Source organism: Marinobacter maroccanus (assembly GCF_002933275.1).
Lineage (GTDB): Bacteria > Pseudomonadota > Gammaproteobacteria > Pseudomonadales > Oleiphilaceae > Marinobacter > Marinobacter maroccanus.
This window is the reverse complement of the sequence record NZ_PSSX01000004.1, coordinates 110,443-134,310: the sequence shown is the minus strand read 5'-3', so window position 1 is coordinate 134,310 and position 23,868 is coordinate 110,443. Positions and strand designations below refer to the sequence as shown.

Annotated in this window: 18 protein-coding genes; 13 read left to right on the top strand and 5 right to left on the bottom strand. The window is 57.5% G+C overall.

Going from position 1 to position 23,868, the window contains the following annotated elements; translation table 11 throughout:
- The first annotated feature begins 122 nt into the window (after positions 1 to 122).
- From KEHDKFFH_RS06700 to KEHDKFFH_RS06680, 5 genes are all read left to right on the top strand, one after another.
- Entirely contained in the window at positions 123 to 1,946 is a 1,824-nt protein-coding gene (locus KEHDKFFH_RS06700) for an ABC transporter ATP-binding protein (protein WP_104321197.1), read from the top strand.
- A gap of 167 nt (positions 1,947 to 2,113) precedes the next feature.
- On the top strand, positions 2,114 to 2,701 hold the full coding sequence (locus tag KEHDKFFH_RS06695) for an SCO family protein (RefSeq protein WP_104321196.1): 588 nt from the start codon (positions 2,114 to 2,116) through the stop codon (positions 2,699 to 2,701).
- Positions 2,698 to 4,218 carry a methyl-accepting chemotaxis protein gene (locus tag KEHDKFFH_RS06690; RefSeq protein WP_104321195.1) on the top strand — a complete coding sequence of 507 codons (1,521 nt, stop codon included), beginning with the start codon at positions 2,698 to 2,700 and terminating at the stop codon, positions 4,216 to 4,218. Before KEHDKFFH_RS06695 ends, KEHDKFFH_RS06690 begins: the two co-directional genes overlap by 4 nt.
- Before the next feature lie 258 nt (positions 4,219 to 4,476).
- Complete coding sequence (gene acnA / locus KEHDKFFH_RS06685) at positions 4,477 to 7,236, top strand: aconitate hydratase AcnA (protein ID WP_104321194.1); 2,760 nt, start codon at positions 4,477 to 4,479, stop codon at positions 7,234 to 7,236.
- 112 nt (positions 7,237 to 7,348) lie between these two features.
- Positions 7,349 to 7,888: a ferritin-like domain-containing protein gene (locus tag KEHDKFFH_RS06680; RefSeq protein WP_104321193.1), complete on the top strand. Its 540-nt coding sequence runs from the start codon at positions 7,349 to 7,351 to the stop codon at positions 7,886 to 7,888.
- 45 nt (positions 7,889 to 7,933) lie between these two features.
- Here the strand turns inward: KEHDKFFH_RS06680 and KEHDKFFH_RS06675 are convergent, their stop codons facing one another.
- Together KEHDKFFH_RS06675 and KEHDKFFH_RS06670 are read right to left on the bottom strand one after the other, a co-directional pair.
- A complete protein-coding gene (locus KEHDKFFH_RS06675; protein ID WP_104321192.1) occupies positions 7,934 to 10,003 on the bottom strand; it encodes a GAF domain-containing protein in 2,070 nt (689 codons plus the stop codon).
- Positions 9,990 to 11,783, bottom strand: coding sequence for a sensor histidine kinase (locus tag KEHDKFFH_RS06670; protein ID WP_104321191.1), 1,794 nt, complete (start codon positions 11,781 to 11,783; stop codon positions 9,990 to 9,992). Before KEHDKFFH_RS06670 ends, KEHDKFFH_RS06675 begins: the two co-directional genes overlap by 14 nt.
- A 104-nt stretch (positions 11,784 to 11,887) precedes the next feature.
- On the opposite strand from KEHDKFFH_RS06670, the gene KEHDKFFH_RS06665 reads away from it, so the two are divergent.
- From KEHDKFFH_RS06665 to KEHDKFFH_RS06630, 8 genes are all read left to right on the top strand, one after another.
- Positions 11,888 to 13,576, top strand: a complete 1,689-nt coding sequence (locus KEHDKFFH_RS06665; RefSeq protein ID WP_104321190.1) for a diguanylate cyclase — start codon at positions 11,888 to 11,890, stop codon at positions 13,574 to 13,576.
- A gap of 27 nt (positions 13,577 to 13,603) precedes the next feature.
- Positions 13,604 to 14,752, top strand: a complete 1,149-nt coding sequence (locus KEHDKFFH_RS06660; RefSeq protein WP_104321189.1) for a response regulator — start codon at positions 13,604 to 13,606, stop codon at positions 14,750 to 14,752.
- Positions 14,742 to 15,155 (top strand): response regulator, encoded by a 414-nt coding sequence (locus tag KEHDKFFH_RS06655; RefSeq protein ID WP_104321188.1) that lies wholly within the window; start codon positions 14,742 to 14,744, stop codon positions 15,153 to 15,155. Before KEHDKFFH_RS06660 ends, KEHDKFFH_RS06655 begins: the two co-directional genes overlap by 11 nt.
- Positions 15,156 to 15,195: 40 nt before the next feature.
- Positions 15,196 to 15,516, top strand: a complete 321-nt coding sequence (locus KEHDKFFH_RS06650; protein ID WP_104321343.1) for a DUF2288 domain-containing protein — start codon at positions 15,196 to 15,198, stop codon at positions 15,514 to 15,516.
- Positions 15,517 to 15,528: 12 nt separating this feature from the next.
- On the top strand, positions 15,529 to 15,897 hold the full coding sequence (locus KEHDKFFH_RS06645; protein WP_104321187.1) for a PA4575 family protein: 369 nt from the start codon (positions 15,529 to 15,531) through the stop codon (positions 15,895 to 15,897).
- A gap of 31 nt (positions 15,898 to 15,928) precedes the next feature.
- Positions 15,929 to 16,837, top strand: coding sequence for a LysO family transporter (locus tag KEHDKFFH_RS06640; RefSeq protein ID WP_104321186.1), 909 nt, complete (start codon positions 15,929 to 15,931; stop codon positions 16,835 to 16,837).
- Between the two features lie 103 nt (positions 16,838 to 16,940).
- Complete coding sequence (locus tag KEHDKFFH_RS06635; RefSeq protein ID WP_104321185.1) at positions 16,941 to 17,900, top strand: ABC transporter substrate-binding protein; 960 nt, start codon at positions 16,941 to 16,943, stop codon at positions 17,898 to 17,900.
- Positions 17,897 to 20,176, top strand: coding sequence for a diguanylate cyclase domain-containing protein (locus KEHDKFFH_RS06630; RefSeq protein ID WP_104321184.1), 2,280 nt, complete (start codon positions 17,897 to 17,899; stop codon positions 20,174 to 20,176). The genes KEHDKFFH_RS06635 and KEHDKFFH_RS06630 overlap by 4 nt, the downstream gene beginning before the upstream one ends.
- On the opposite strand, the gene KEHDKFFH_RS06625 is transcribed toward KEHDKFFH_RS06630, so the two are convergent.
- From KEHDKFFH_RS06625 to KEHDKFFH_RS06615, 3 genes are all read right to left on the bottom strand, one after another.
- Positions 20,146 to 21,762 (bottom strand): Na/Pi cotransporter family protein, encoded by a 1,617-nt coding sequence (locus tag KEHDKFFH_RS06625; RefSeq protein ID WP_104321183.1) that lies wholly within the window; start codon positions 21,760 to 21,762, stop codon positions 20,146 to 20,148. The genes KEHDKFFH_RS06630 and KEHDKFFH_RS06625 overlap by 31 nt on opposite strands.
- 68 nt (positions 21,763 to 21,830) lie before the next feature.
- On the bottom strand, positions 21,831 to 23,039 hold the full coding sequence (locus KEHDKFFH_RS06620) for an HD-GYP domain-containing protein (protein WP_104321182.1): 1,209 nt from the start codon (positions 23,037 to 23,039) through the stop codon (positions 21,831 to 21,833).
- Positions 23,036 to 23,845 (bottom strand): TatD family hydrolase, encoded by an 810-nt coding sequence (locus tag KEHDKFFH_RS06615; protein ID WP_104321181.1) that lies wholly within the window; start codon positions 23,843 to 23,845, stop codon positions 23,036 to 23,038. The genes KEHDKFFH_RS06620 and KEHDKFFH_RS06615 overlap by 4 nt, the downstream gene beginning before the upstream one ends.
- Positions 23,846 to 23,868 lie beyond the last annotated feature (23 nt).

The following is a 23,868-nucleotide window of genomic DNA, read 5'->3' as shown; positions in this document are numbered from 1 at the left end:
CAGAAAATCGATGGCTCATGATGACAGATGTCGGTTTTGAGCGCAGCAAACCAGTTAACAGGTAGACTATTGTCAGTTCCCGGGCGTATCCAACCGGGCACATTTCATTATCCGGAGGTTGCTTGGAACACCCCCAGAACAGCGTAACCGGTATCGACACCCGTGAAACCCGGCAGCAGTACACCTGGCGGGATATCTTCGGTCTTGCGCTCAAGCACAAGCCCCGACTGGTGCGCGCCAATCTTCTGGCGATCATGGCCACCGTTATGAGTGTGCCGGTGCCCCTGCTGCTCCCGGTTCTGGTGGATGAAGTGCTGCTGGACGAGCCTGGCCCGGTGTTGCCGGTTATGGATTCGTTACTGCCGGGGAGCTGGGAAACACCGGTGGTTTATATCGGCCTGATGGTTGTGGCCGCATTTCTGCTTCGGGTCGCAGCGCTGTCGTTCAACGTTCTGCAGTCCCGAGAGTTTTCCAAGGTCTCCAAGGATGTGGTGTTCCGTATCCGTTCCCGGTTGCTGGGACGTCTGCAGCGGGTGGCCATGTCGGAGTACGAAACCCGCGGTTCCGGTGGGATCAGCAGCCACTTTATTACCGATCTGGATACCGTTGACCAGTTTCTGGGCACCACCATCAGCCGGTTTCTGGTGGCCAGTCTCACGGTATTCGGTACCGCCCTGGTGCTGCTCTGGGTGCATTGGCAATTGGCCCTTCTGATTCTGCTGTTCAATCCCCTGGTGATCTTCGCCACGATTCTGATCGGCAAGCGGGTCAAGGAACTGAAGCGCCGGGAGAACAGCGCTTACGAGGAGTTCCAGGGAGACCTCACCGAAACCCTGGATGCCATTCACCAATTGCGGGCGGCCAACCGGGAAAAACATTACCTGCGCCAGCTGATCGACCGCGCCCGTAACGTACGTGACCACGCCATACAGTTCGAGTGGCGCAGCGATGCCGCCAGCCGGGCCAGCTTCGCCCTGTTCCAGTTTGGTGTTGATGCTTTCCGGGCGGCAGCCATGGTGACCGTGCTGTTCAGCGACCTGAGTATCGGCATGATGTTCGCCATTTTCGGCTATCTCTGGTTCATGCTGACGCCGGTTCAGGAAATGCTGAACATGCAGTATGCGTGGTTCGCCGCCAATGCCGCCCTGGCACGGATTAACCGGTTGCTGGATCTGAAAGAAGAACCCCGCTATCCGGCGCTGGAGAACCCGTTCCGCGACCGTCATACCGTGGGGCTCACCCTCCGGAACATCCACTTTGGCTACGGCGAAGAGGAGGTCCTTCGGGGCATCAACCTGGAGTTGGCGCCCGGCGAAAAAGTGGCGCTGGTGGGCGCCAGTGGCGGCGGCAAGTCCACCCTGATTCAGGTCATCCTGGGCATGTACACGCCCCAGCAGGGTGAGGTGCTGATTGATGGCGTGCCGGTTCAGCGTATCGGCTTGCCGTGCCTTCGCGAACACGTGGCGACGGTGCTCCAGCACCCGGCGCTGTTCAACGATACCGTTCGCCAGAACCTGACTCTTGGTAGGGACAAACCCGACGCCGCACTCTGGGATGCCCTGCGAATTGCCCAGCTGGACACCACGGTGGCGGCCATGCAGGACCAGCTCGATACGGTGATCGGCCGCCAGGGCGTGCGGTTGTCTGGCGGCCAGCGTCAACGGCTGGCCATTGCCCGGATGATCCTGTCCGAACCCTCGGTGGTAATCCTGGATGAAGCCACCTCCGCGCTGGATGCGGAAACCGAGTTCCAGCTCCATCGGGACCTTGAAGCATTCCTCAAGCAGCGCACCACCCTGATCATTGCCCATCGCCTCAGCGCCGTTAAACAGGCAGATCGCGCCTGTGTTTTCGAAGACGGGCGAATTATCGAGGAGGGTCATCACGATGAACTGATCGCCCGGGAGGGGTTGTATGCTCAGCTCTATGGCGAGCGTCAGATGTAGCCCGCCCCTGAACCTTACTTTTTATTACAACAAAAACTGATCTGTCGCTTTTCACGTCCGTAAAAGGTTGCAAATGCAAGTATTCGGTCGGGGTGCTGCGTAATGCACCTATAGTCCGGTCTACATTTTCTCTGCAAACTTGCGGCGCTCTCAGACGGACAGGAAAAGTGAACAGGAAAACTACCAGTATTCTGCTTTTTGCCACAGCCTTCCTGATGGCACTGGCGCTCCCGGTGATGCCGTCGCTGCTCAACAACACCGGCTTTTACGGCATGTCGATCAATGAGCCGGGAGAGGACCTGAATGGCTACCAGCCTCCCAAGAATGGCCTTGCCGTTATTTTCTTTGGTTATCGCCAGTGCGGAACCGTTTGCCCGGTCCAACTGGTCAACCTGTTGGATCTGAGCCAGCGGTTGAAGGATGCGCCAGTGGAGTTCCTGTTTGTCACCCTTGATCCGGATAACGATACTCCCGAAGCGCTGCAACAGACCACGGCAAGCCTTGGAGAGGCATTCAGATCCTACCGGCCTGATACTCACCAGTCTGCTCAAAAACTGGCTTCAGCTTACAACGATTTCGCCGTTAAACAAGGTGGTGCATCGAACGATTCGATTGCCCACAGCGCAAGGCTGCATGTGGTGACACCAGACTTCCGGAGGAAGCTGATATACACCACGCCGGACCTGAATCTTGAATTGGTTGAACAGGATCTTCGCCGCTTACTGAAAGCAAACACTAGCGAGAGTGCTACATGACCACAGCGGTAAACAGTCAGTCTTATGAAGTTGAAATCCGGGAGCGCACGGATCGCCAGGTGTTGTTGATCCTGCTTGCTCATATCCCGGTGGTCGGCCTGTTGGTCCCGATGGGCTACGGGACGACAACCTTTGCGCTGGTCGCCTCTTTACTGGTAGGCGGCATTGCGGCGGCCGGTTATGTCACCATGCGCGGAACACGGGCTCTGTCCTCGTTGTTTGCTGTCTGCCTGATGCTGTTCTCGGCCATCATGATCCAGGCCCAGATGGGGCGGATTGAAATGCATTTCCACATCTTTGCCGCCCTGGCTCTGGTGATCATTTACCGGGATTGGCTACCGGTGGTGGTAGCCGCTGGCACCATAGCCGTTCACCACCTGGCTCTGACAGGCCTGCAGCTTAGCGGTGCATCCTTTGGCAATATGGCGTTGATGATCTTCAACTATGACTGCAGCTGGTCAATTGCGTTTCTGCACGCCGCGTTCGTGGTTTTCGAGGCGGCGATCCTGGTGTTCTTCGCGATTCGAATGGGCGCGGAGCAAAAGCAGTCTATCCAGATAATAGAGATCATTCGCGGGTTCGATTCCAACAACGACCTGACGGCCCGTCTGGATGACGCCGACAAGAGCGTGACTGCCGGTTCGTTCAATAACATGCTGGAACGGTTTGTCGAATTGATTGCCCGGCTCAAAGAGTTGTCAGAACAACTACGCTCAAACGCCGATGAAATGACCAGTGTCAGTGACACGACCACGCAGATCGCCAATGAACAGCAGGTGCAGACCGATCAGGCGGCGACGGCAACCAACGAAATGTCTGCCAGTATCCAGGAGGTAGCCAGTAACGCCCAGCTGGCGTCTGATGCGGCCAATAATGCTTCTGCCGCCGCCAACCGGGGCGGTGAAGCCATGGCCAACGCCTCGAAACTGACCGAGGCAACCGATGAGGCACTTGCGAGCAGCGCCAAAAGGGTCGATGAGCTGGGCGAAAAAATAGAATCCATTTCCTCTGTCGTCGGCTCCATCAATGCAATCTCCGAGCAGACCAACCTGCTGGCCCTGAACGCCGCCATCGAAGCCGCGAGGGCTGGAGAACATGGTCGTGGATTTTCAGTGGTAGCGGATGAAGTGAGGGCGCTTTCTCTTCGCACCCAGGAGTTTACCGACCAGATTCGGACGACAGTAGGCGAATTGAGTGACATCTCCGAAGCCACCAAGGCGTCCATGGAGATGGGACGGACCCGCTCTACCGAATCCACACGGGCCATGCGGGAAACCGGCGAGGCAATCCGCGAGGTGGAAGCCGCCATCAGCGAGGTGTCCCGAATGAACTATCAGATCGCCTCGGCTTCAGAGGAACAGGCAGCCACGTCGCTTCAGATCAACGAGAATATTCATTCCATCGCCAACCGCAACAACGATGTGGTGTCCGAGGCAGAGCGGGTCAGAACGATGGCAACAGGGCTTGAGTCGGTCACGGAAAAACTGAATGAACTCGTGAAACTCTATCGCATCTAACCCCTCCAGAACCTGACGTCGGAGAGCCAAAGGAATCTCCGACGTTGGTCTGATATTCACCGCACTGATGCCGAACATTCATCGGCCCGCGGTTGAACTCTCGTTAATTGCTGCAATAGTTAAAGGTGACTTCACGCTGTGGAGTCCTTTCATCAGGCTATGGCCCGTTACGGAATTTTTTCCGGGTTGATGCGTTGCTGAAAGGGCTTCGAGAGAGCCTTCCGGAATACGCGGATAACGACGAAAAGGAGGCACCACATGTCGAACGAAAGTCTCAGCAAAGACAGCCTGAATACCCTTTCCAGCCTGGAGGCTGGCGGTAAAACCTTCCATTACTACAGCCTGCCCAAGGCTGCAGACACGCTCGGCGACCTTAACCGCTTGCCGTTCTCACTCAAGGTGCTGATGGAGAACCTGCTGCGCAGCGAAGATGGCACCACCGTGGACAGAAGCCACATTGATGCCATGGTGCAGTGGATGAAGGATCGCCATTCCGACACTGAAATCCAGTTCCGGCCGGCCCGTGTCCTGATGCAGGACTTCACCGGCGTGCCTGGCGTTGTCGACCTGGCCGCCATGCGCGAGGCGGTGAAGGCCGCCGGTAAGGATCCGGCCATGATCAACCCGCTGTCGCCGGTGGATCTGGTAATCGACCACTCGGTGATGGTGGACAAGTTTGGCGATGCGTCCTCGTTCAAGGACAACGTAGCCATCGAAATGGAGCGCAACCAGGAGCGCTACGAATTCCTGCGTTGGGGCCAGCAGGCCTTCGACAACTTCCGTGTGGTGCCACCGGGTACCGGCATTTGCCACCAGGTGAACCTGGAATATCTGGGCAAGACCGTCTGGCAGAAAGACCAGGACGGCAAGACCATCGCCTACCCCGACACCCTGGTGGGCACGGATTCCCACACCACCATGATCAACGGCCTGGGCATCCTCGGCTGGGGCGTGGGTGGTATCGAAGCCGAAGCCGCCATGTTGGGGCAGCCGGTGTCCATGCTGATTCCGGAAGTGGTGGGTTTCAAGGTTTCCGGCAAGCTCCGTGAAGGCATCACCGCCACCGACCTGGTGCTGACCGTCACCGAAATGCTGCGCAAAAAAGGCGTGGTCGGTAAATTTGTGGAATTCTACGGCGACGGCCTGAAAGACATGCCGGTGGCAGACCGGGCCACCATCGCCAACATGGCTCCGGAATACGGCGCCACCTGCGGCTTTTTCCCGGTGGACGAGCAAACCATCAAATACATGCGCCTGACTGGCCGCGAGGAACAGCAGCTGGAGCTGGTGGAAGCCTACGCCAAGGCCCAGGGGCTCTGGCGCGAGCCCGGCCATGAGCCGGTTTACACCGACAACCTGGAACTCGACATGGGCGAAGTGGAGGCCAGCCTGGCCGGCCCCAAACGTCCGCAGGACCGGGTTGCCCTGAAGAACATGAAATCTTCCTTTGAGCTGTTGATGGAGACCGCCGAAGGCCCGGCAGAGAATCGTGAGGCCAACCTGGAATCCGAAGGCGGCCAGACGGCTGTTGGCGTCGATGACAGCTACGAGCATCATGCCAGCCAACCGCTTGAAATGAATGGTGAGAAGAGCCGGTTGGACCCGGGTGCGGTGGTGATTGCGGCCATTACTTCCTGCACCAACACCTCGAATCCGAGCGTGATGATGGCGGCGGGCCTGATCGCCCAGAAGGCGGTTGAAAAAGGTCTGGATACCAAGCCCTGGGTCAAGACATCCCTGGCGCCTGGCTCGAAAGTCGTGACGGATTATCTGAAGGTGGGCGGTTTTCAGGACGATCTGGATAAGCTGGGGTTCAACCTCGTGGGCTATGGCTGCACCACCTGCATCGGTAACTCCGGACCTCTGCCTGACGCCGTTGAGAAAGCCATCAGTGATGGCGATCTGACCGTAGCGTCGGTGCTCTCCGGTAACCGTAACTTCGAAGGTCGGGTACATCCCCTGGTGAAAACCAACTGGCTGGCGTCACCGCCCCTCGTGGTTGCCTATGCGCTCGCAGGCAACGTTCGTCTGGACCTCTCCAAAGATCCACTGGGAACGGACAAGGAGGGCAATCCGGTTTATCTGAAGGATCTCTGGCCAAGCCAACAGGAGATTGCCGAGGCGGTCGAAAAGGTGAAGACCGACATGTTCCGCAAGGAGTACGCGGAAGTCTTCGATGGCGACGCCACCTGGAAGTCCATCAAGGTGCCGGAAAGCAAGGTGTATGAATGGTCCGACAAGTCCACCTACATCCAGCATCCCCCGTTCTTTGAAGGCCTGAAGGAAGAGCCGGATGCGATTGACGATATCAAGGACGCCAACATCCTGGCACTGCTGGGCGACTCGGTGACCACCGACCATATCTCACCGGCCGGTTCCTTCAAGCCGGACACCCCTGCCGGTAAATACCTGCAGGAACACGGCGTTGAGCCGAAAGATTTCAACTCCTATGGCTCCCGCCGGGGTAACCACGAAGTGATGATGCGCGGCACCTTCGCCAACGTGCGCATCAGGAACGAGATGCTCGACGGCGTGGAAGGTGGTTTCACCAAATTCGTACCCACAGGCGAGCAGATGGCCATCTACGATGCTGCCATGAAGTATCAGGAGCAGGGCACGCCCCTGGTGGTCATTGCCGGCAAGGAATACGGTACCGGCTCAAGCCGGGATTGGGCGGCCAAGGGTACCCGGTTGCTTGGTGTGAAAGCCGTGGTGGCCGAATCTTATGAGCGCATTCACCGCTCCAACCTGATTGGTATGGGCGTGATGCCTCTGCAGTTCCCGGAGGGTACCGATCGCAAGAGCCTTAAACTTACCGGTGAGGAAACCATCAGCATTGAGGGCCTGTCTGGCGAGATCAAACCGGGCCAGACCCTGACGATGACGGTGAAGTACAAGGATGGCTCTACAGAAACCTGTGAGTTGAAATCGCGGATCGATACCGCGAACGAGGCCGTTTACTTCAAGCATGGCGGCATCCTCCATTACGTTGTCCGGGAGATGCTGCGCACTGCCTGATTTAGTGAGTGCGTTGGTAAGGCATGGCGGTCCGCCGCTATGCCGAACCCACCCGCAACGGCCAATTCAGCCAAATTTCAGTCAAATCATAGAGAGAAACGAGAGAGACTATATGACCGATCAACCGTTTCTGACGGACGTCAAAACCCTCCGCGAAAGAGCTCGAAAGCATATTGAAGAGGGAGCTCTGACGGAGGGCTATGGCGCCAACCGCGACAATGTCGTGAAGATCCTCAATGAGGCGCTGGCGACCGAGATTGTCTGCACGCTGCGTTACAAAAGCCATTATTTCCGTGCCGATGGCATCAACGCCAATGTCGCTGCCCAGGAGTTCCTGGAGCATGCGGACCAGGAACAGCAACACGCTGACTGGCTGGCAGAGCGGATCGTGCAGCTGGGTGGCAAGCCGAATTTCTCGCCGGAAGGGCTGTTGACCAGATCACATGCGGAGTTTGTCGAAGGCGAAACGCTCCGGGAAATGGTGGTCGAGGATCTGGTTGCCGAGCGGATTGCCATCGACAGCTATCGCGAAATTGCCCGTTACCTGGGTGACCAAGACCCGACGTCCCGGCGGATTATCGAGGAAATCCTGGCCCAGGAAGAAGAGCACGCCGACGATATGGCCGGTCTGCTGGAAGGGCTGGATAGCTGAACCTCGTGGGCCATTAACGCCAGTAACCAGCAAGGGCGCTGCCGGTCAGGTGGCGCCTTTATTGTCTGCGTCGGCCAGGGGCAGGCTCAGCCAGAAGCAGGTGCCTTTGCCCTCTTCGGAGTCGAAGCCGACTTCCCCTCCCATGGCATGCATCAGCTCCCGGGTGATGGCCAGGCCCAGCCCGGTGCCTTCCTTGCTGCGTGATGATGACGCGTTTGCCTGGGCAAACTTCTGGAATATCCTGTCCCGAAAACTCTCTGGCACGCCGGGCCCACGATCCCTCACTTCCAGTCTTATCCGAGTTCCGGATTGCCGAATGCCGACATCCACGATGTCGCCCTCCGGCGAGAACTTGATGGCATTGGACAACAGGTTGGACAGGGCTTGTGTCAGCCGAGTGCCATCGAAACTGGCGCGGACCCCGGGATTGGCGTTGCTCAGCTGGATCTCAATGTTGTGCTGGTTTGCAAGTGGCTGGATTTCCTCCAGTGCCGCCCGCACCGCGTGTTCAAGGTCCTGCACTGAGGCATCAATCGTCATATTGCCGGTAACCAGTTTCTCAATATCCAGCAGGTCATCAATCAGTCGCCTGAGCTGATCGGTGTTGCGTCTGGCAATGTCCAGCATTTGCGTGGTTTTCTGGGTAACTGGCCCGGTGGCGCCACCCAGAATCAGCCCCAGAGAGCCCGAGATGGAGGTCAGCGGTGTTCGCAGTTCATGGCTCACCGTGGAAATGAACTGGTTTTTCATTTCATCAATCTTGTGGCGTTCGTGCACGTCGGATATATAGCCATGCCACAGGATACTGCCATCAGGCAGTGGTTCAGGCCGCGCGAGTCCTTCCACCCAGTGCCAGCCACCGGTCTTCCAGCGGATACGATACTGATGCTGCCATTGCTCAAGTGACTCTGCAGAACGCTGGATGGATTCCGCTACTCCCGCCAGATCGTCCGGATGAATCCGGTCGAACACAGGGGAGGCGTCCGAGGCTACTTCCTCCCCCAAAACCCCATAGATGTCCTGAATGCCAGGGCTGGTGTAGGGAAAGCTGCTGTGTCCGTCGGGCCAGAGGCGATACTGGTAGAGCATGCCGGGAGTCTGGGTCACCAGCTTATTGAGGGTTTCCGTATGCTGCTGCTGGTATATGGTATCCGCGACCCAGCGTGCCAGTAACGTGACGAACATGCGCTCGGTGGCGCTGAACTGGGTTTGTCTTGGCTGTCTGGAGGAAAAATTGATGGTGCCGAATATCTCTCCGTCAATCCAGACAGGGGCAGCCAGGTAGCTTTCCAGCCCGAAAACCCGGTAGCAGATGTGGTTGCGATAGGCCGACTGCCCCATATGATCAATGGCCAGCACCTGTCCGGTCGCCACCATCAGTGAGCAGTAGGTGCGCTCCAGGGGAATGGTGGTTCCGTTGGTGAGGGTGTCCTGCAGGTGCGTGAAATGCCAGTGCACCGTGTAGGCGCCGCCTGTTATCCGGCTGACGATACCGGTCTCCAGTCCCAGGTAGTTGCAGGCGATTTCCAGGGCCCGTGTCACTCTCTGGCTAGCATCTCCCTGGGTGTCCAGAGCAATTTCAGTAAGTAGATTCAGCGCCCGGTTACGCTCATCGTAAAAGTTGCCCAGCTCACCCAGCCCGAACTCCCGCTCAACCAGATCGGCGAGATCCCGCAGGGTGGCTTCGTCGTCATCGGAGAACGATCGGGGTTTGCGATCAATCACACAGAGAGTGCCAACGCGATGGCCGTGGCGGTCGTGAAGCGGCGCACCAGCGTAGAACCGGATGTTGGGCTCGCCGGTTACCAAAGGATTGTCCACAAATCGCTCATCGTTCAGGGCATTCTCGATGACGAGGGACTCTTCCCGCAGAATGGCATGGCCACAGAAGGAAATATCCCTGGCTGTTTCCGGAGCTTCCAGTCCGTGCCTTGATTTGAACCACTGTCGGTTGCTGTCAATCAGCGAAACCAGCGCAATCGGAATATCGAAGGTGCGTGCGGCAAGACGGGTGAGCCGGTCAAATCGCTCTTCCGGCGGCGTATCCAGTAGCTTCAGCTCGTCCAGGGCACACAGCCGATGCGCTTCATCCGGTGGCAGGTCAGGGGTTTTCATGGCGCTCTCCAGTTTCCGGCACTTCGGTATCCGCAGCCGGCAATTCCACCCAGAAATGGGCACCGTTGTCATAATAATAGCCGACCTCTCCGCCCATCAGTGTTGCAAGCTCCCGGGTAATGGCCAGGCCCAGGCCGGTGCCTGCCCTGGCCCGGGCTGAGCCGGACTCCGCCTGGGCAAAACGCTGGAAAAGCCGGGGCAGAAAGTTTTCCGGAACGCCCTTGCCCTGATCCGATACGATAATCCTCACCCGGCCAGGTGCGACGGCGTCGGATCGGATCCTGACAGTGCCTTCCAGGGGAGAGAACTTGATGGCATTGCTGATGAAATTATCCAGGATTTGCCGGAGCCTGGACGGGTCTGCGAGGACGAATTCTTTTGCGCAAATCCCCAGCTTCAGGGCTATGCGGTAGTGCTTCGCCATGGCCTCGTTGCCATCGCAGGCATCCCTGATAGCACTTGCAGGATCAACTGTCTCCAGATCTATGGGCATTTGCCCCGCCATCGCCTTATTGAAGTCCAGCAGGTCTGAAATCAGCCGTTGCAACTGTTCGCTGTTTCGAAAGGCAACGTCGACCATCGAGTCAGCTTTATCTGGCAGTTTGCCCGCGGCGCCTGAGCGCAGAAGTTTCAGTGAGCCATTTATTGAGGTCAAAGGAGTGCGCAGCTCATGGCTAACGGTAGACACAAAGTCGTCTTTCATGACGTCCAGCGCCTCCCGTTCCTTCATAAGCGTGTTGAAGGCGCGGGCGACGTTTCGGACCTCTGGCGGGCCTCGAAGAGACAGCCGGTTTGCCGCAAATCCTTCCCTGGCCATTTCCCGTATCCTGAGCGACATTTTTTCCAATGGACGGGTTGTTGCCCGGGCGAGTAACCAGGCGATGGCTGAAAGTACCAAAAGAGCTACGGCACTGGCGGCAAGGAACTTGTCGAAAGAGGCCCGTGCCGGTTGTGTTGCCTGTTTATAGGGCACTGCTTTGAGAAACATCCAGCCCACGCGTTCCAGATGTCGCGTGGCGTAGATCCACTTTTTACCGGAATGGTCGGAAACAACGCCCGAGGTCTGGCCGGACAGTGCCGCATCAATAATCAGATTTTCCCCGGGTGGTGGCAGATCGGGCATTGGATTGGTACCGGAGAGAGTGTCCACCTGCACAAAATGGCCGGTATCGATGACTTTAAACAGGGCTTCGGAAGAAACATCTTCCTGTTTCGGTATGATTCCGGACTCGGCAAGATTGATGATGCCGCCGACGAACCCCAGTAAATTCCCCTCGTCGCTTTTGATGGGATAAAGGAAAGAAAGTAGTGGAAGTCCTGTTGTCCTGCCGATAATCGGTCGGCTGATGACGGGTTCCCGAGTTTTGTAGGCTTCGCGAAAGTGTGACCGGTCAGCGTAAGAGGTGCCGATACGGCCAGGCACATAGATATTTTCAGCGATTGCAACACTGTTCTCATCGAAGACCAGAAGGCCGGCCTGGAAGTACTCGGAAAGACGCAGCTGCCGACCGAGCAGGCCTTCGATGCGATCTTGTGGCAGTCGGTTCGTACCATCCGTCATAGTCGAAGCGAACGCACCCAGAGACTGTATGCGTACCTGGAGATCCTGATCGACTCGATTGGCTACGGATGCGGCGTCTAGAAGCTGGCGCTGGGTGAGAACGTTTTCAAAATCCCGGATCAGCTCGTTGTAGGCGGTCGCTGAAAGAACGACGACGGTCAGAAAACTGCTAAGGACAGCGATCAGTGCAACGCGGCTGCCAATGGAAAGATTCCTCAAATTTAGTCCTTCAACTCGTAGCCGGAACAGTTCAAACGTGGTTTCATTACCGAGAGAGTAATGGAGTTTTTGGGTGTGGCAAATAACCTTTCAGGAGTATACGTGTGGCCTTGGACTCGACAGGCAAGATTTCTTCGCGGCTGGAAGTGCTCAGGCAACGATTTCTCGAGCGGGCCAAAGAAGACATTAAGCACCTGCGAGCACTGGCGGAAAAAACCCGTTGTGGTGAGTTCTCGGCCGATGGACTGTTGTTCTGCTACCAAAGCCTGCACAGGTTGTCCGGTTCTGCTGGTACCTTCGGCCTGCCGGAGCTCGGTGAAGCTGCCAAAGCTCTGGAGAAGCAGTTAAAAGTTCAGGCTGAGGAGCTTGGCGCTCTTGATGATGCCTTTACTCATCCCGTCGATATTCCGGAAGGGTTTGCCGATGGAATAGACGCGCTGGCAGAACTTGTTGAAGTTAAAAGTCAGGCCGTTGCCCAGGCTGGCAACTACACTGAGGAGCCCACGACCTACAAGGGTAGTCAGGGCATGCAGGTGAGCGTTCTGCTCGTGGAAAAGGGAGATGAACGCCTCGCGAAGCTGGAGAAGGAGATGGCGCCATATGGCTTTTCCTTCACCAGCGTAAGCAGTGATGATGCCGGCGCGCTGGGCAACGCATTGGCGCAAGTCCGTGGAGCAGCGGCCATTTTGTGTCGGGAATCCGCTCTTTCAGATGTCATGTCCGTACGAAACAAGTCTTTTGAGGAAAGCTCCCGTCGTCGCCTGCCTGTCATTTGCCTTGGCAGCGATAATTCTTTCCAGAACCGTTACAGAGTGGCCGAGGCTGGAGCTTTTGCATTCTTCCCGGATCCGGTGGACATACCTGAGCTTGCCGAAAGGATTGAGTCGCTGGCCATTGAACGCAGCGCCAATGTACAGGGGCGCGTGCTGATCGTTGAAGATGATGCTGAACTGGCCGAGCACTATTGTCTGGTGTTGCAGGCGGCCGGTATTGAGGCGCAAGCGGTGTCAGAGCCTCTTCACCTGATGGCCAGTCTTGCAGACTTTGAGCCGGACATTGTTCTGATGGATGTTCAGATTGGCGATTACTCCGGTGTTACGCTTGCCCGGCTGATTCGGTTCGAGCCACGGTGGTTGAGCCTGCCAATCATCTATTTGTCTTCCGAGGACGATCCGGAGAATCAGCTGGAGGCGTTGTCGAAGGGCGCGGATGAATTCCTGATGAAGCCGGTCTCGGACAGTTATCTGGTTCGGTCGGTGCGTATTCGTTGCTTCCGGGCCCGTCAGCTTTCCGAGCTGATGAATCGGGATAGTTTGACCGGCCTTCTGAAGCACTCATTGATCAAGGAAGAGGTTGAAAAAGAGCTGGCAAGATGTCGCAGGAGTGGTTACCGGTCCTGTGTTGTTATGCTTGATCTCGATCATTTCAAAACGGTCAACGATACCTGGGGCCACTCGCAGGGTGATATCGTGATCCGTACCCTCGCCAATCTGCTGAGGAATCGGTTGCGGGAGACAGATATGATCGGACGCTATGGCGGCGAGGAATTTCTGGTGGTTTTGCCTCAATGCGAGGTTTCTTCGGCCACAGAGCTGATTCGTGGAATTGGTGAGAGCTTTTCCGAACTTTCTTTCGTGGCGGGAGAGTCCAGCTATCAGGTTACTCTCAGCGCAGGCATTGCGGCGATAAATGACTTCACCAACGGTGAGGATGCCCTGAATGCCGCCGATCAGGCTCTTTATGAACGTAAACGGTCTGGTCGTAACGGAGTGACCGTTTACTCTTCCAAATAATGTCCGTTGTACGTCTAGGGTAGTCATTTGAAAGCGCTGATTCTTGAGGACGATGATCTCATCGCCGAGTTGCTGGAAACTGTCGTTGCGGGCCTGTACTCGGGCGTGTCTGTTGTGCTGGCCGAGACTCTGGGTGAGGCGCTCAGTCAGGTAAAGAATAACCGGTTCGACCTGTACATAGCCGATAGAAATCTTCCGGATGGATCGGGTCTGGAGCTGGTCAGGCAAGTACGTCAACTGGATCGTGATGTTCCCATTGTGATGGTCTCCGGCCGCTCTGATCGGGAGTCTGTGTTGCAGGCCGCTCATTACGGGATCGACGGTTACATGACCAAACCCTTCGATGTAGCGAGCCTCCACGAACGGCTTGGAAAGCTACTGAAAATCGAGCAGACCGCCGAAGCGCCGGACCTTGAAACATTGCTCCGTGATTCCCTGGAGGAGGTGATTCAGTTGCCCTCCGATCTGGATCCTTCGGATATTCTCGACTTGATCAGTCGCCAGGGTGATCTGTCTGCCGCCCAGTTGGCTGAACGCTGGCGAGAGGAGGCCAGCCTGACCGCCCGCTTGCTGGATGTGGCCAACAGCAGCTCTTTCAGGCGCTCCGGCAAGCCCGTTGAAACTCTGAAAGATGCGATCGGGTCGCTGGGCGTACCTCTTGCATTGAACCAGGCTTTGGCGTTGTCGCTGGACGTATCCAACAAGCTGCAACATGAGCCGCTGCGCGAGCTTGCCAGAGCCCACCACGAAGCCGCTTTGCAGGTGGCTAAAGAGGCCCAGCGACTGGCGATCAGGCTGAAGAAACAACCCGTTCTGCTCCAGAAAGCCGGATTGCTAAGCCGCCTGGGCGAACTCGCTGTTCTCAAGGTACTCAACCAGTATGCTGCAGCTGGGGGTGAGGTCGGAACGGCAGAGGCGGAAAAGGTCCTCGAGAGCTGGGCGCAGGCTTATGGAAACCGGCTCAAGATCCAGTGGCGATTGCCTCTGGGAGTCAGGGAGCTGATCGGTGCCGTTCATTTTCTGCCCAACGATTGCACCCGTGAAGAACGGCTGATCATGCGCGCAGCGTCCATGTTGGCGGCAGGCGAGCAAGATTCCGAGGAATGCCGCAGGCTGATGCGGCGTATTGGTATGGAAGCCGAAGAAAAAGAGCGGGAGAAAGGTCATGGAGAGTAACCAACCTGTCTTGCCCCGGAAGATCCTGTATGTTGAGGATGATCCGGATATTCGTGCAGTCGCGGAAATTGCCCTGGAGGATGTCGGCGGCTTTACAACCGCGATCTGTGAGTCCGGGGCTGAGGCTGTGGAGAGAGCCCCCGGGTTCGAGCCTGAGCTGATTCTGCTGGACGTTATGATGCCGGGAATGGATGGCCCCACGACGATGCAGGCTCTCCGTAAGCTGGATGGACTGGAAGCAGTGCCTGTGATCTTTATGACGGCCAGGCTGCAGAAATCCGAAATCGAGGAATATCAGGCGTTGGGCGCGCTTGGTGTCATCCCGAAGCCCTTTGACCCCATGAATCTTTCAGAACAGATTGCTCAGATTCTGGCAGATGCGGACGGGCGCGATTTCCGGTAGTCTGGCCAACCTGAGCCCTGTTTTGATTGATGAGGTACCCATGTCATCCTCCCCGTCCCGGGACGAACTGAAAGCCAAACTGAATCTCGAGACTTCCCGCATCCGCTGGCATGAACTGCAGACTTACTTTGCCCGGGGGCAGGTGGTGCGGGTGGCGCCCGATCTGGACCTTCTGGAAGTCGCCAGCGAGCTGACCGCCGACAACAGGCCCCGTTTCGAACAGTGGATGAACGAGGGCCAGGTAGGCGAGGTTGCACCAGACATCGCGCAAGCCTGGTACGACCGCAATGCCGAGCTCTGGGCGGTGGTCATCGCGCCCTGGGTACTGGTTCAGGACAGGTCTGGTCATGTCCTGCACTGACACCCTGACGTCATGAAGCTTCACTATTTTCATGGCCGCAGCCCGCTTCGGGACCTCGTGATGGTGAAGGAGAACCAGCGGATTGAACTGCATATCAGGCCTGTCGGCGATGCTCGCTGGGGGCTGGTGGCTCTGTCGGGCCCAGACAAGGGCCGACCGGATGGCCAGTTCTGCCGAGGTCCCTGGTCAACCCAGGCTCGTGCCGAATCCGTTCTCAGAAGCGTTGCCGGCACCATGATGGGAAAAGGTTTTGAGCCCTGTCCAGCCGATTATGTGGTCTGGTCCGTGACGGCCCAGCGCCTTGCGCGAACCATTGGGATGCCTGACGATGCCCCCGCCAGCCCCGAAACCGATCCTGACCAGTTCAAACCCCTGATCTGATAACCTCCCTTATCCGTTTTTAGAGGACACTATGCTGACCGGAGCCCTGCTCATTCTTGCTCCCCTGTTCCTTGGATTTGCCATCGCTCTGGAGAATCGCAGGGCCATGACCATCATCCATTACACGGTAGAGGGCCTGGTTTATTTTATCCTTTTGCTGCTCGGCCTGGGGCTTGGCCAGATGGAGGGGCTGGCGGCGCAACTGGGCGGCATGGCGGCCCAGGTAATGGCCCTGGTGTTGGTGCTTTTTGTCGCCAACATGTTCGGGCTATGGCTGTTTCACCGCTGGCAGCCAATGTCGGTTGAGCGGGTTGAAGGCAGTGTCAGCCCTGGCTACCGCAGGCTTTTCCTGGCCGGCCTGAAGCCGTTGGTGGCAGTGATCGCCGGACTGCTGGCCGGATACTACCTGTTGCCGGACATGCCCATGGCGGAACAGCTGGCCACCTGGGCGCTGATGTTTCTGTTGTTCCTCATAGGTCTCCAGTTGCGTAATGCCGGCCTGTCGTTGCGCAAGCTGCTGATGAATCGTCAGGGTCTGGGGATCGCACTGGCTCTGACGCTCAGTTCCCTGGTGGCCGGGGCGCTGCTGATACCTTGGCTTGGGCTGCCCTGGCACGATGCCCTGGCGGTGGCCTCCGGGTTTGGCTGGTATTCGCTGTCCGGTATTGTGATTGGCGAAGCCCTCGGGCCTGCCTGGGGCGGGGTTGCCTTCCTCAACGATGTGCTCAGGGAGATCGTTGCATTGGCCATTATTCCCCTGCTCATCGCCAGTCGACCGGCAATGGCCATTGGTTACGGTGGCGCTACCGCCATGGACTTCACTCTGCCGGTGATCCGCAGCAGTGGCGGGCTGCCCTGTGTGCCGGTGGCCATCGCCTCCGGTTTCCTGTTGTCTTTCCTGTCACCGGTGTTGATGGGGGTGTTCCTGTCTTTGGGTTAAATTGACGCGGTGCAATGCAAACTGCGGTTTTACGGGTAATATGTGAAACAGTAAACTAACGTTTATTGACAAATGTTAATGTCTTGGCCCGGTCCGGATCCTGATGCAACGCCGTGAATTTTTTGGTTTTTCGATAGCAGCCGGACTGTCCGCGGCGGGATTGCCGGGTTGCAGCGATTCCGGCCCTCTGAAATTCGGCATTCATCCCTGGATTGGTTACGAACCGCTCTACCTCGCTGACGATTTCAACTGGCTGCCGGAGACGGTTGCGCTGGTACCGGGAACGTCCGCCAAAGATTCCATGGAAGGGCTGCTGTCAGGGACCCTTGAAGGGGCGGCGCTGACTCTGGATGAAACCATACGAGTCTGGTCGAGAGGGCTGGAACTGGTCGTGGTCGCCGTTGCTGACGTGTCTGCGGGTGCCGATGCACTGATGGTCAAGCCATCGATTACTGAACTGGCTGACCTGAAGGGGCAGCGGATCGCGGTGGAGCTGGATGGTGTCTCGGGCGTTATGCTGTTCAAGATCCTTGAGGTAGCGGGGCTCGGTCCCAGCGACGTGATAAAAGTCGACTTGCCGGTGAGCCAGCATGCACAAGCCTGGTCCCGCGGTGACGTGGACGCGTCCGTGTGCTACGAGCCAACCGCCTCACTCATAGAGAACGCCGGTGGCGTCAGGCTCTTCGATAGTAGCGACATTCCGGAAACCATCTTCGATTTGCTGGTGGTGACCCGGAAAGCAGCAGACAGAAATTCCCGTGCGGTTCGCGACCTGATAATCGGACATCTTACCGGTCTCCGGCATCTGGTGCGAAGCATGCACGACTCGGTTTACCGGATTGCCACCCGTCAGGGGATCAGCCCGGATGAGGTCCGGGCGGCGCTCGCCAGCGTCATGCTGCCGGACCTGGCCGCAAACCAGCGTTACCTCAGAGCAGCCGGCCCCATTGAAACGATGGCCGACTCTCTTTCCCGACTGATGCTTGCCGAGGGCATGATTGACCGGAACCCGGGCATCGAGCGTTTGTCAGATCCTTCGTTTCTGCCAACGAGGGTCCCTTGAACGTTCGGCGCTGTGTTTTCAGCCTGTTGCTGCTGATTGCCACGGAGTTGCTGGCGATTGCAGAAGTCAATGCTGATGAGACACTGACTCTGGGCGTATTTGCCTACCGGCCAGACCATGTACTTCAGGAACGCTACCAGCCCCTGGCCGACCATCTGTCCCGGGAAACCGGGATCCGTATAAGGCTGGAGGTCCTCAACCAGGAGAATATGAGCCGGGCGATCGCCGCCAACCGGCTGGACCTTTTTCTCACCAACCCCAGTCATTTTCTGTTGATCCGCAGCGAGCGAAGTCTGACCGGTGTGCTGGCTACCCTGGTCAGACGATCCGGCGAATCCTCGACCGCGAGCCTTGGTGGCGTGATTTTTACCAGGGCAGGGCGTAACGACATTGAGCATCTTGCTGATGTCCGTGACAAGACGATTGCCTCGCCCGGTGTTCATTTCCTGGGTGGCTACCAGACCCAGGTTCTGGAACTTCTGGACGCCGGTATTGATATCCGGCGAGTGAACCTGATTCGCTTTCTGGGCACTCATGACCGGGTTGTTCGCTCAGTACTGTCAGGTGATGCCGACGTGGGTTTCATCCGCACCAGCATTCTGGAACAGCTGGCGCAGACGGACCCTGATCTGTTTACCAGGGTGAAGGTTCTGAACCGTCAGCGGCTGGCTGGTTTCCCCTATGTTGTTTCAACCCGTCTTTACCCGGAATGGCCCCTGGTGGCGTTGCCCCATGTGAATGAGCGGGCTGTGCGAAGGATTGCGTCGGCGCTTTTTGCCATCGAACCGGAAGATGATGTTGCGCTGGCGGTTGGCATTGCCGGCTTTTCGCCGCCCGCGGATTACCAGTCCGTCGAATACCTGGCACGGACGCTGCGCGTTCCGCCTTACGATCAGGTGCCGCAACTGACCTGGGTCGATGCTTTGCACCAGTATCGGCTCTGGGTTTTTACCATACTGATCCTGGTGATGCTGCTGGTTGCCACCTCTCTATGGCTGGGCAGGAGCAAGAGACAGCTGGCCTCGGAACAGAGGCGTCTGCGCCAGCTGATTCGGAGTTGGCCGCAAGCGGCATTACTGATCCAGGGCGGCCTTTTCAGCGATACGAACCGGGCTTCTGTCGATCTGCTCAGGTACACCTCCAGTGAATCGTTGATTGGCAAGGATCTGGCGGTCTTTTCGCCCGAATACCAGCCCGATGGTCAGATCTCCCGCCAGAAACTGGCGCCCATGCTGGCCCGGGTATCGGAGGGTCAGGTCGAGCAATGCGAATGGGTACTGAACCGCTCTGACGGCACCGAAGTCTGGGTTGAGCTGACTATGGCCCCTGTGCACACCGAGGATGAGCCGGAAGCGTTAATTCTCTGTTCACTGTACGACATCACCCGGCGGAAACGGGCAGAACAGCGCCAGCGCCTGGCAGCGAGCGTATTCGAATATGCCCGCGAGGCCATTTTCATTACCGATAATCACGGCATCGTGATTGATGCCAACGATGCCTACCTGGCGATTACCGGTCGGCCACGCAATCGGGCCATTGGGCGTCTGCCCCCCTTGCCGGTGGATGAGGGCACCGGCATTTTCGCCAGTGCCCGTTCCCAGGGTTTCTGGTCTGGTGAATTCGCAAGTATAAGGAACGATGGTGAGCCGATCACTTTGGCGGTGACCCTCAGCAGTGTTCGTAGCGATCATGGCGAGATCTCGCATTTTGTCGGTATTTTCAGTGACATCAGCCGGCTCAAAGAGCAGGAACGAAAGCTGCGGGTCATGGCTCACTACGATGCCCTGACGGGACTGCCAAACCGGGTCCTGTTTGCCGACCGATTGCAGCAGGCCATGGCGCTGACCCGGCGACAGAGTGGCAAACTGGCGGTGGTTTACATTGACCTGGATGAGTTCAAGCCGGTAAATGATGCCTTTGGCCATGAGGCGGGCGACCAACTGCTGGTCGAGATCGCAACCCGAATGCGTGCGGAACTCCGGGAAGAAGACACTCTGGCGCGGCTGGGCGGTGACGAGTTCGCGGCCATTGTCATGAACGTTCAGGATGACGCATCCCTGGAGAGCTTGTTGGTTCGTCTGCTGGCCCGGGTGGCAGAACCGGTCTGGGTCGCCGATCACAGCGTCGAGGTCTCGGCCAGTATCGGCTACACGCTGTTCCCGCAAGTCGGGGATCTGGATGGAGACCAGCTGTTGCGGCAGGCGGACCAGGCCATGTATCAGGCCAAGCACGAGGGCCGTAACCGCTATGTCCGGTTCGCTGAGCCTTTTGCGTGAACATCCCCATTGAGCAGCTCGGTTGCTGGCTGCCAGGCTAGCGATTTTTGCCACTGGTCCAATAATCTGCGCACAGAGCTCAGCGTATCAAGGGTGCGCTCCCCGGCGATGGCCGAAAACTCACCTCTCACGATCATCGCGAGCATACGCGACTTGAGCATATGGTACGTTTTTTCAGTATCGGCAAAGGTGGTAGGCGCGGGTTCGCCAGCCTCCAGAAGAGTCCGTAACTGCTCCGTGTATTCATCCATTTGTTGGGCAAGCGGAGCCAGTTGGCCAAGCCTTCTTGCTTCATGCAACTGCAGTAGGGCAGGCGCCAACCCTTGCGCCTCGGTCAGGTAACGACAGGTTCGTATGGTCTCGGTGAGGGCATCTACTGTGGTCGGGTGCATCTTTTCGGCGCGCAGCTTCGAAATGTAATCGGTGATTGCATCATTGAGGTTGCGACAGGCCTCGGATTTGGGGCGAATCTGGGTTGGCTGAAGATCTTCGCGGTCGAGGCACACCCTTAAAAGTCCCCGAGTGAGTCCGATCAGCCGTTTCATTTCCTGATCCACAGCGCCGATGGCCAGTTCCGGGGTGGTTACCAGAGTGTTATCCAGGAACCTGGGTTCGGCGTTGTCTTCTTCCTTACTGCGAAACAGCCGCCCGAGAAACCGTGCGAATTGTGGTATGAAGGGCAGCATGATGAATGCCCCGAGGACATTGAACAGGGTATGGAAAAGGGCCAGGGATACCGCGACGTTGGCATCAAGTGTCAGCCAGTCTGCAAGCAATGCCACCACCCAGAGCATAATGGGCAGAACGAGCAGGGCAATAAGACCCGTGACCGCGTTGAACAGGATGTGGCCGATGGCCAGCCGGCGGGCGTTGGCGGTTGCTTTGAGGGCAGACAGAGCGGCTGTTGATGTCGAGCCGAGGTTCGCGCCGATGACCGCTGCTGCCGCACTGTTTAGTGGTATCAGTCCGCCTGCGGCTGCGGTCAGTACGATTGCCAGTGAAGCGCTGGAGGACTGAGTCAGAACGGTCGCCAGAAAGCCGATCAGAACGAACGTGGGCAGCCCGTAGCCGGAATCCATCAAAACGTTGCTGTCGAGGCCACCCGCCAGCGTTTCCAGAGACGATTTCAGGATTGAAAGACCCAGAAAAAACAGGGCAAATCCTGCCAGTGCCTGGCCCAGAGACCGGTTTCTCGGATTTCGGCTGATCATCTTTACGCCGACACCCGTAGCCAGAAGCGGTAAAGCCAAGGCTTCGATCTTGAAGCCAAAACCGACCAGGCTCACCAGCCAGCCGGTCATGGTGGTGCCGATATTGGAGCCGAAAATAACACCCAGGGACTGTGCCAGGGTTAACAGACCGGCGTTTACAAAACCGATGGTGGCGACGGTCACCGCGCCCGAGTGCTGAACAATTCCGGTGATGAGAAACCCGGCCGCCAGGCCGCGCAAGGGGGTCTTGGTCCAGTGGCCCAGCATATGGCGCAAATGATGCCCTGCCGCACTCTTCAATCCGTCGGTCATCATTTCCATGGCCAGAAGAAACAGGGCAAGGCCGCCGAGAACCTGAAAAAGCGTTGCGATCATGTGCGAGCTATCGATCTGGAATAAGTCCCTTTGAGCTTAGCAGAGTACCCGAGGGATGCTATTTGTGGTCAGAGCAGGAATTTCCGGACATCGATCTTGTAGGTTTCAGGATCCACGGCACGAAGAATCCGGTCCTGAGTGCCCGGCTTGGCGAGATCAATGGTATCCACCGTGATAGGCATGCGGAATTTGGTATGGTACATCACCCGCACGGTTGGCAGTCTTTGATCACTTTCGTTGGCCTCGACCACCACGCCAAGACGACCGCTTTCCAGCAGAACCAGAGAGCCCACCGGATAAAGGCCCAGGCAGCGGATAAACTGTTTGACCAGAACCGGATCAAGATGGCTGCCGCTCCATTCCAGAAGCTTTTTCAGGCCCTGTGTCGGCGTCATGCCCTTATGGTAGACCCGGTCTGCCGTGATGGCGTCGTAGACATCGCTGATCGCGACCATGCGACCGTATTCCGAGATCTCGTCGCCCTTCAGGCCTTCCGGGTAGCCCGTGCCGTCCAGGCGCTCATGATGTTGCGCCGCCGTAATGACAGTGAGCTCACCAATGCCCTCGGTGGTGGCAAGAATGTCCCGTGAGTGACGGGCGTGGAGCTTCATCACTTCGAACTCTTCGGCGGTCAGGCGACCGGGTTTGTGCAGGATCTCATCGGGTGTGAGGATCTTGCCCAGGTCGTGGAGCAGGGCGCCCACGATGGTCTGGTGCAGGACATCGGAAGACAGACCCCGGTAATTGCCGAACAGGGACATAAGCACACTCAGGTTGACCGAGTGTTCCAGCAGATAATTGTCTTTCTCCCGGATTCGTCCCAGACAGCTCAGGGCGTTGGCATTCCGGAGCACGGAATGCTGCAGTTCGTCCGCCAGCTGATGGATGGGGGCCACATCAATGGCACCGCCAACCTTGGCGTGATTCATGAATTCGCCCACCAGCCCCTGAGCCTGACTGTGAACCTGCTGGGCAATCACCATTTCTTCATCGAGCGGAACATGGGGCCGCAGGCCCGGCGTCAGTTCCCCCGCCTGTTGCAGGGCCGACTCGTTCCGGCGATCCACTTCCGCGGCGGTTTCGGCATCCTGGGTATCAAGGCCTTTCGAGGCATCGATGTAAACGAATTCCACCCCCATACGGCGGATTTTCTCTATGGTTTCCTCTTTTTTGATCACACCCCGCTTGCGCTGGGTGTTGTGGGGAATCCAGTCGTTGTTCAGGTCGGTTATGTACATGCCGACCTTGAGTGCGGAGATGGGGACGCGTTTGATCATTCGCCGGGGAAAAACGTCCTCAGGCTGTTCTGATACGTCTTACCAATCACCTCTTCCAGAGGCAGCTCTTTCACCTCCGCAATTTTCTCGGCGACAAAGGGCAGGTAAAACGGTGCGTTTTCCTTCCCGCGGTAGGGTACCGGGGTCAGGAAGGGTGAGTCGGTTTCCAGCAGAATCTGCTCAATCGGCGCCATACGCACGATATCCCGTACATTCTCGGCCTTGTTGAACGTGGTGATGCCGTTGAAACCCAGGCACCAGCCCTGATCCAGAGCATATCGGGCAAGCCCCGGGCCGGACGTGAAGCTGTGGATCACGCCCCGGCGTTTGAGGGTATCCTCAAACTCACCCAGGATGGCAATGGTGTCCTCGTCCGCTTCACGGCTATGGATAACCACGGGCCGATCCGTGTCACAGGCAATCTGCAATTGACGCCGGAATACCTCGCGCTGCACGTCCCGGTCGGCGTTGTCGTAAAAGTAGTCCAGACCAATTTCGCCCACGGCAACGATCTTCTCATCCCGTGCGTGGGCTCGGATTTCTGCTTCCACGTCGTCGGAATAGCTTTCGGCATCGTGGGGATGGATGCCCTGGGTACCATACACCCAGGGTGCTACCTGGCTGAGTTCGCGTACCCTGGCAAGGTTGTCCGGGGACACCGCAATGGTGATCACCTTCTCGATATTGACCCCTTGTGTCTGCTCAAGGGTTTCCTCCAACGGGCGGTCCTTGAGGTAATCCAGGTGACAGTGGGTTTCAATGATCGGGTGATCGAATACGGGAATCTCGCGACGTTTTTTACTCATTGCCGGGTACTACACTCCATCGC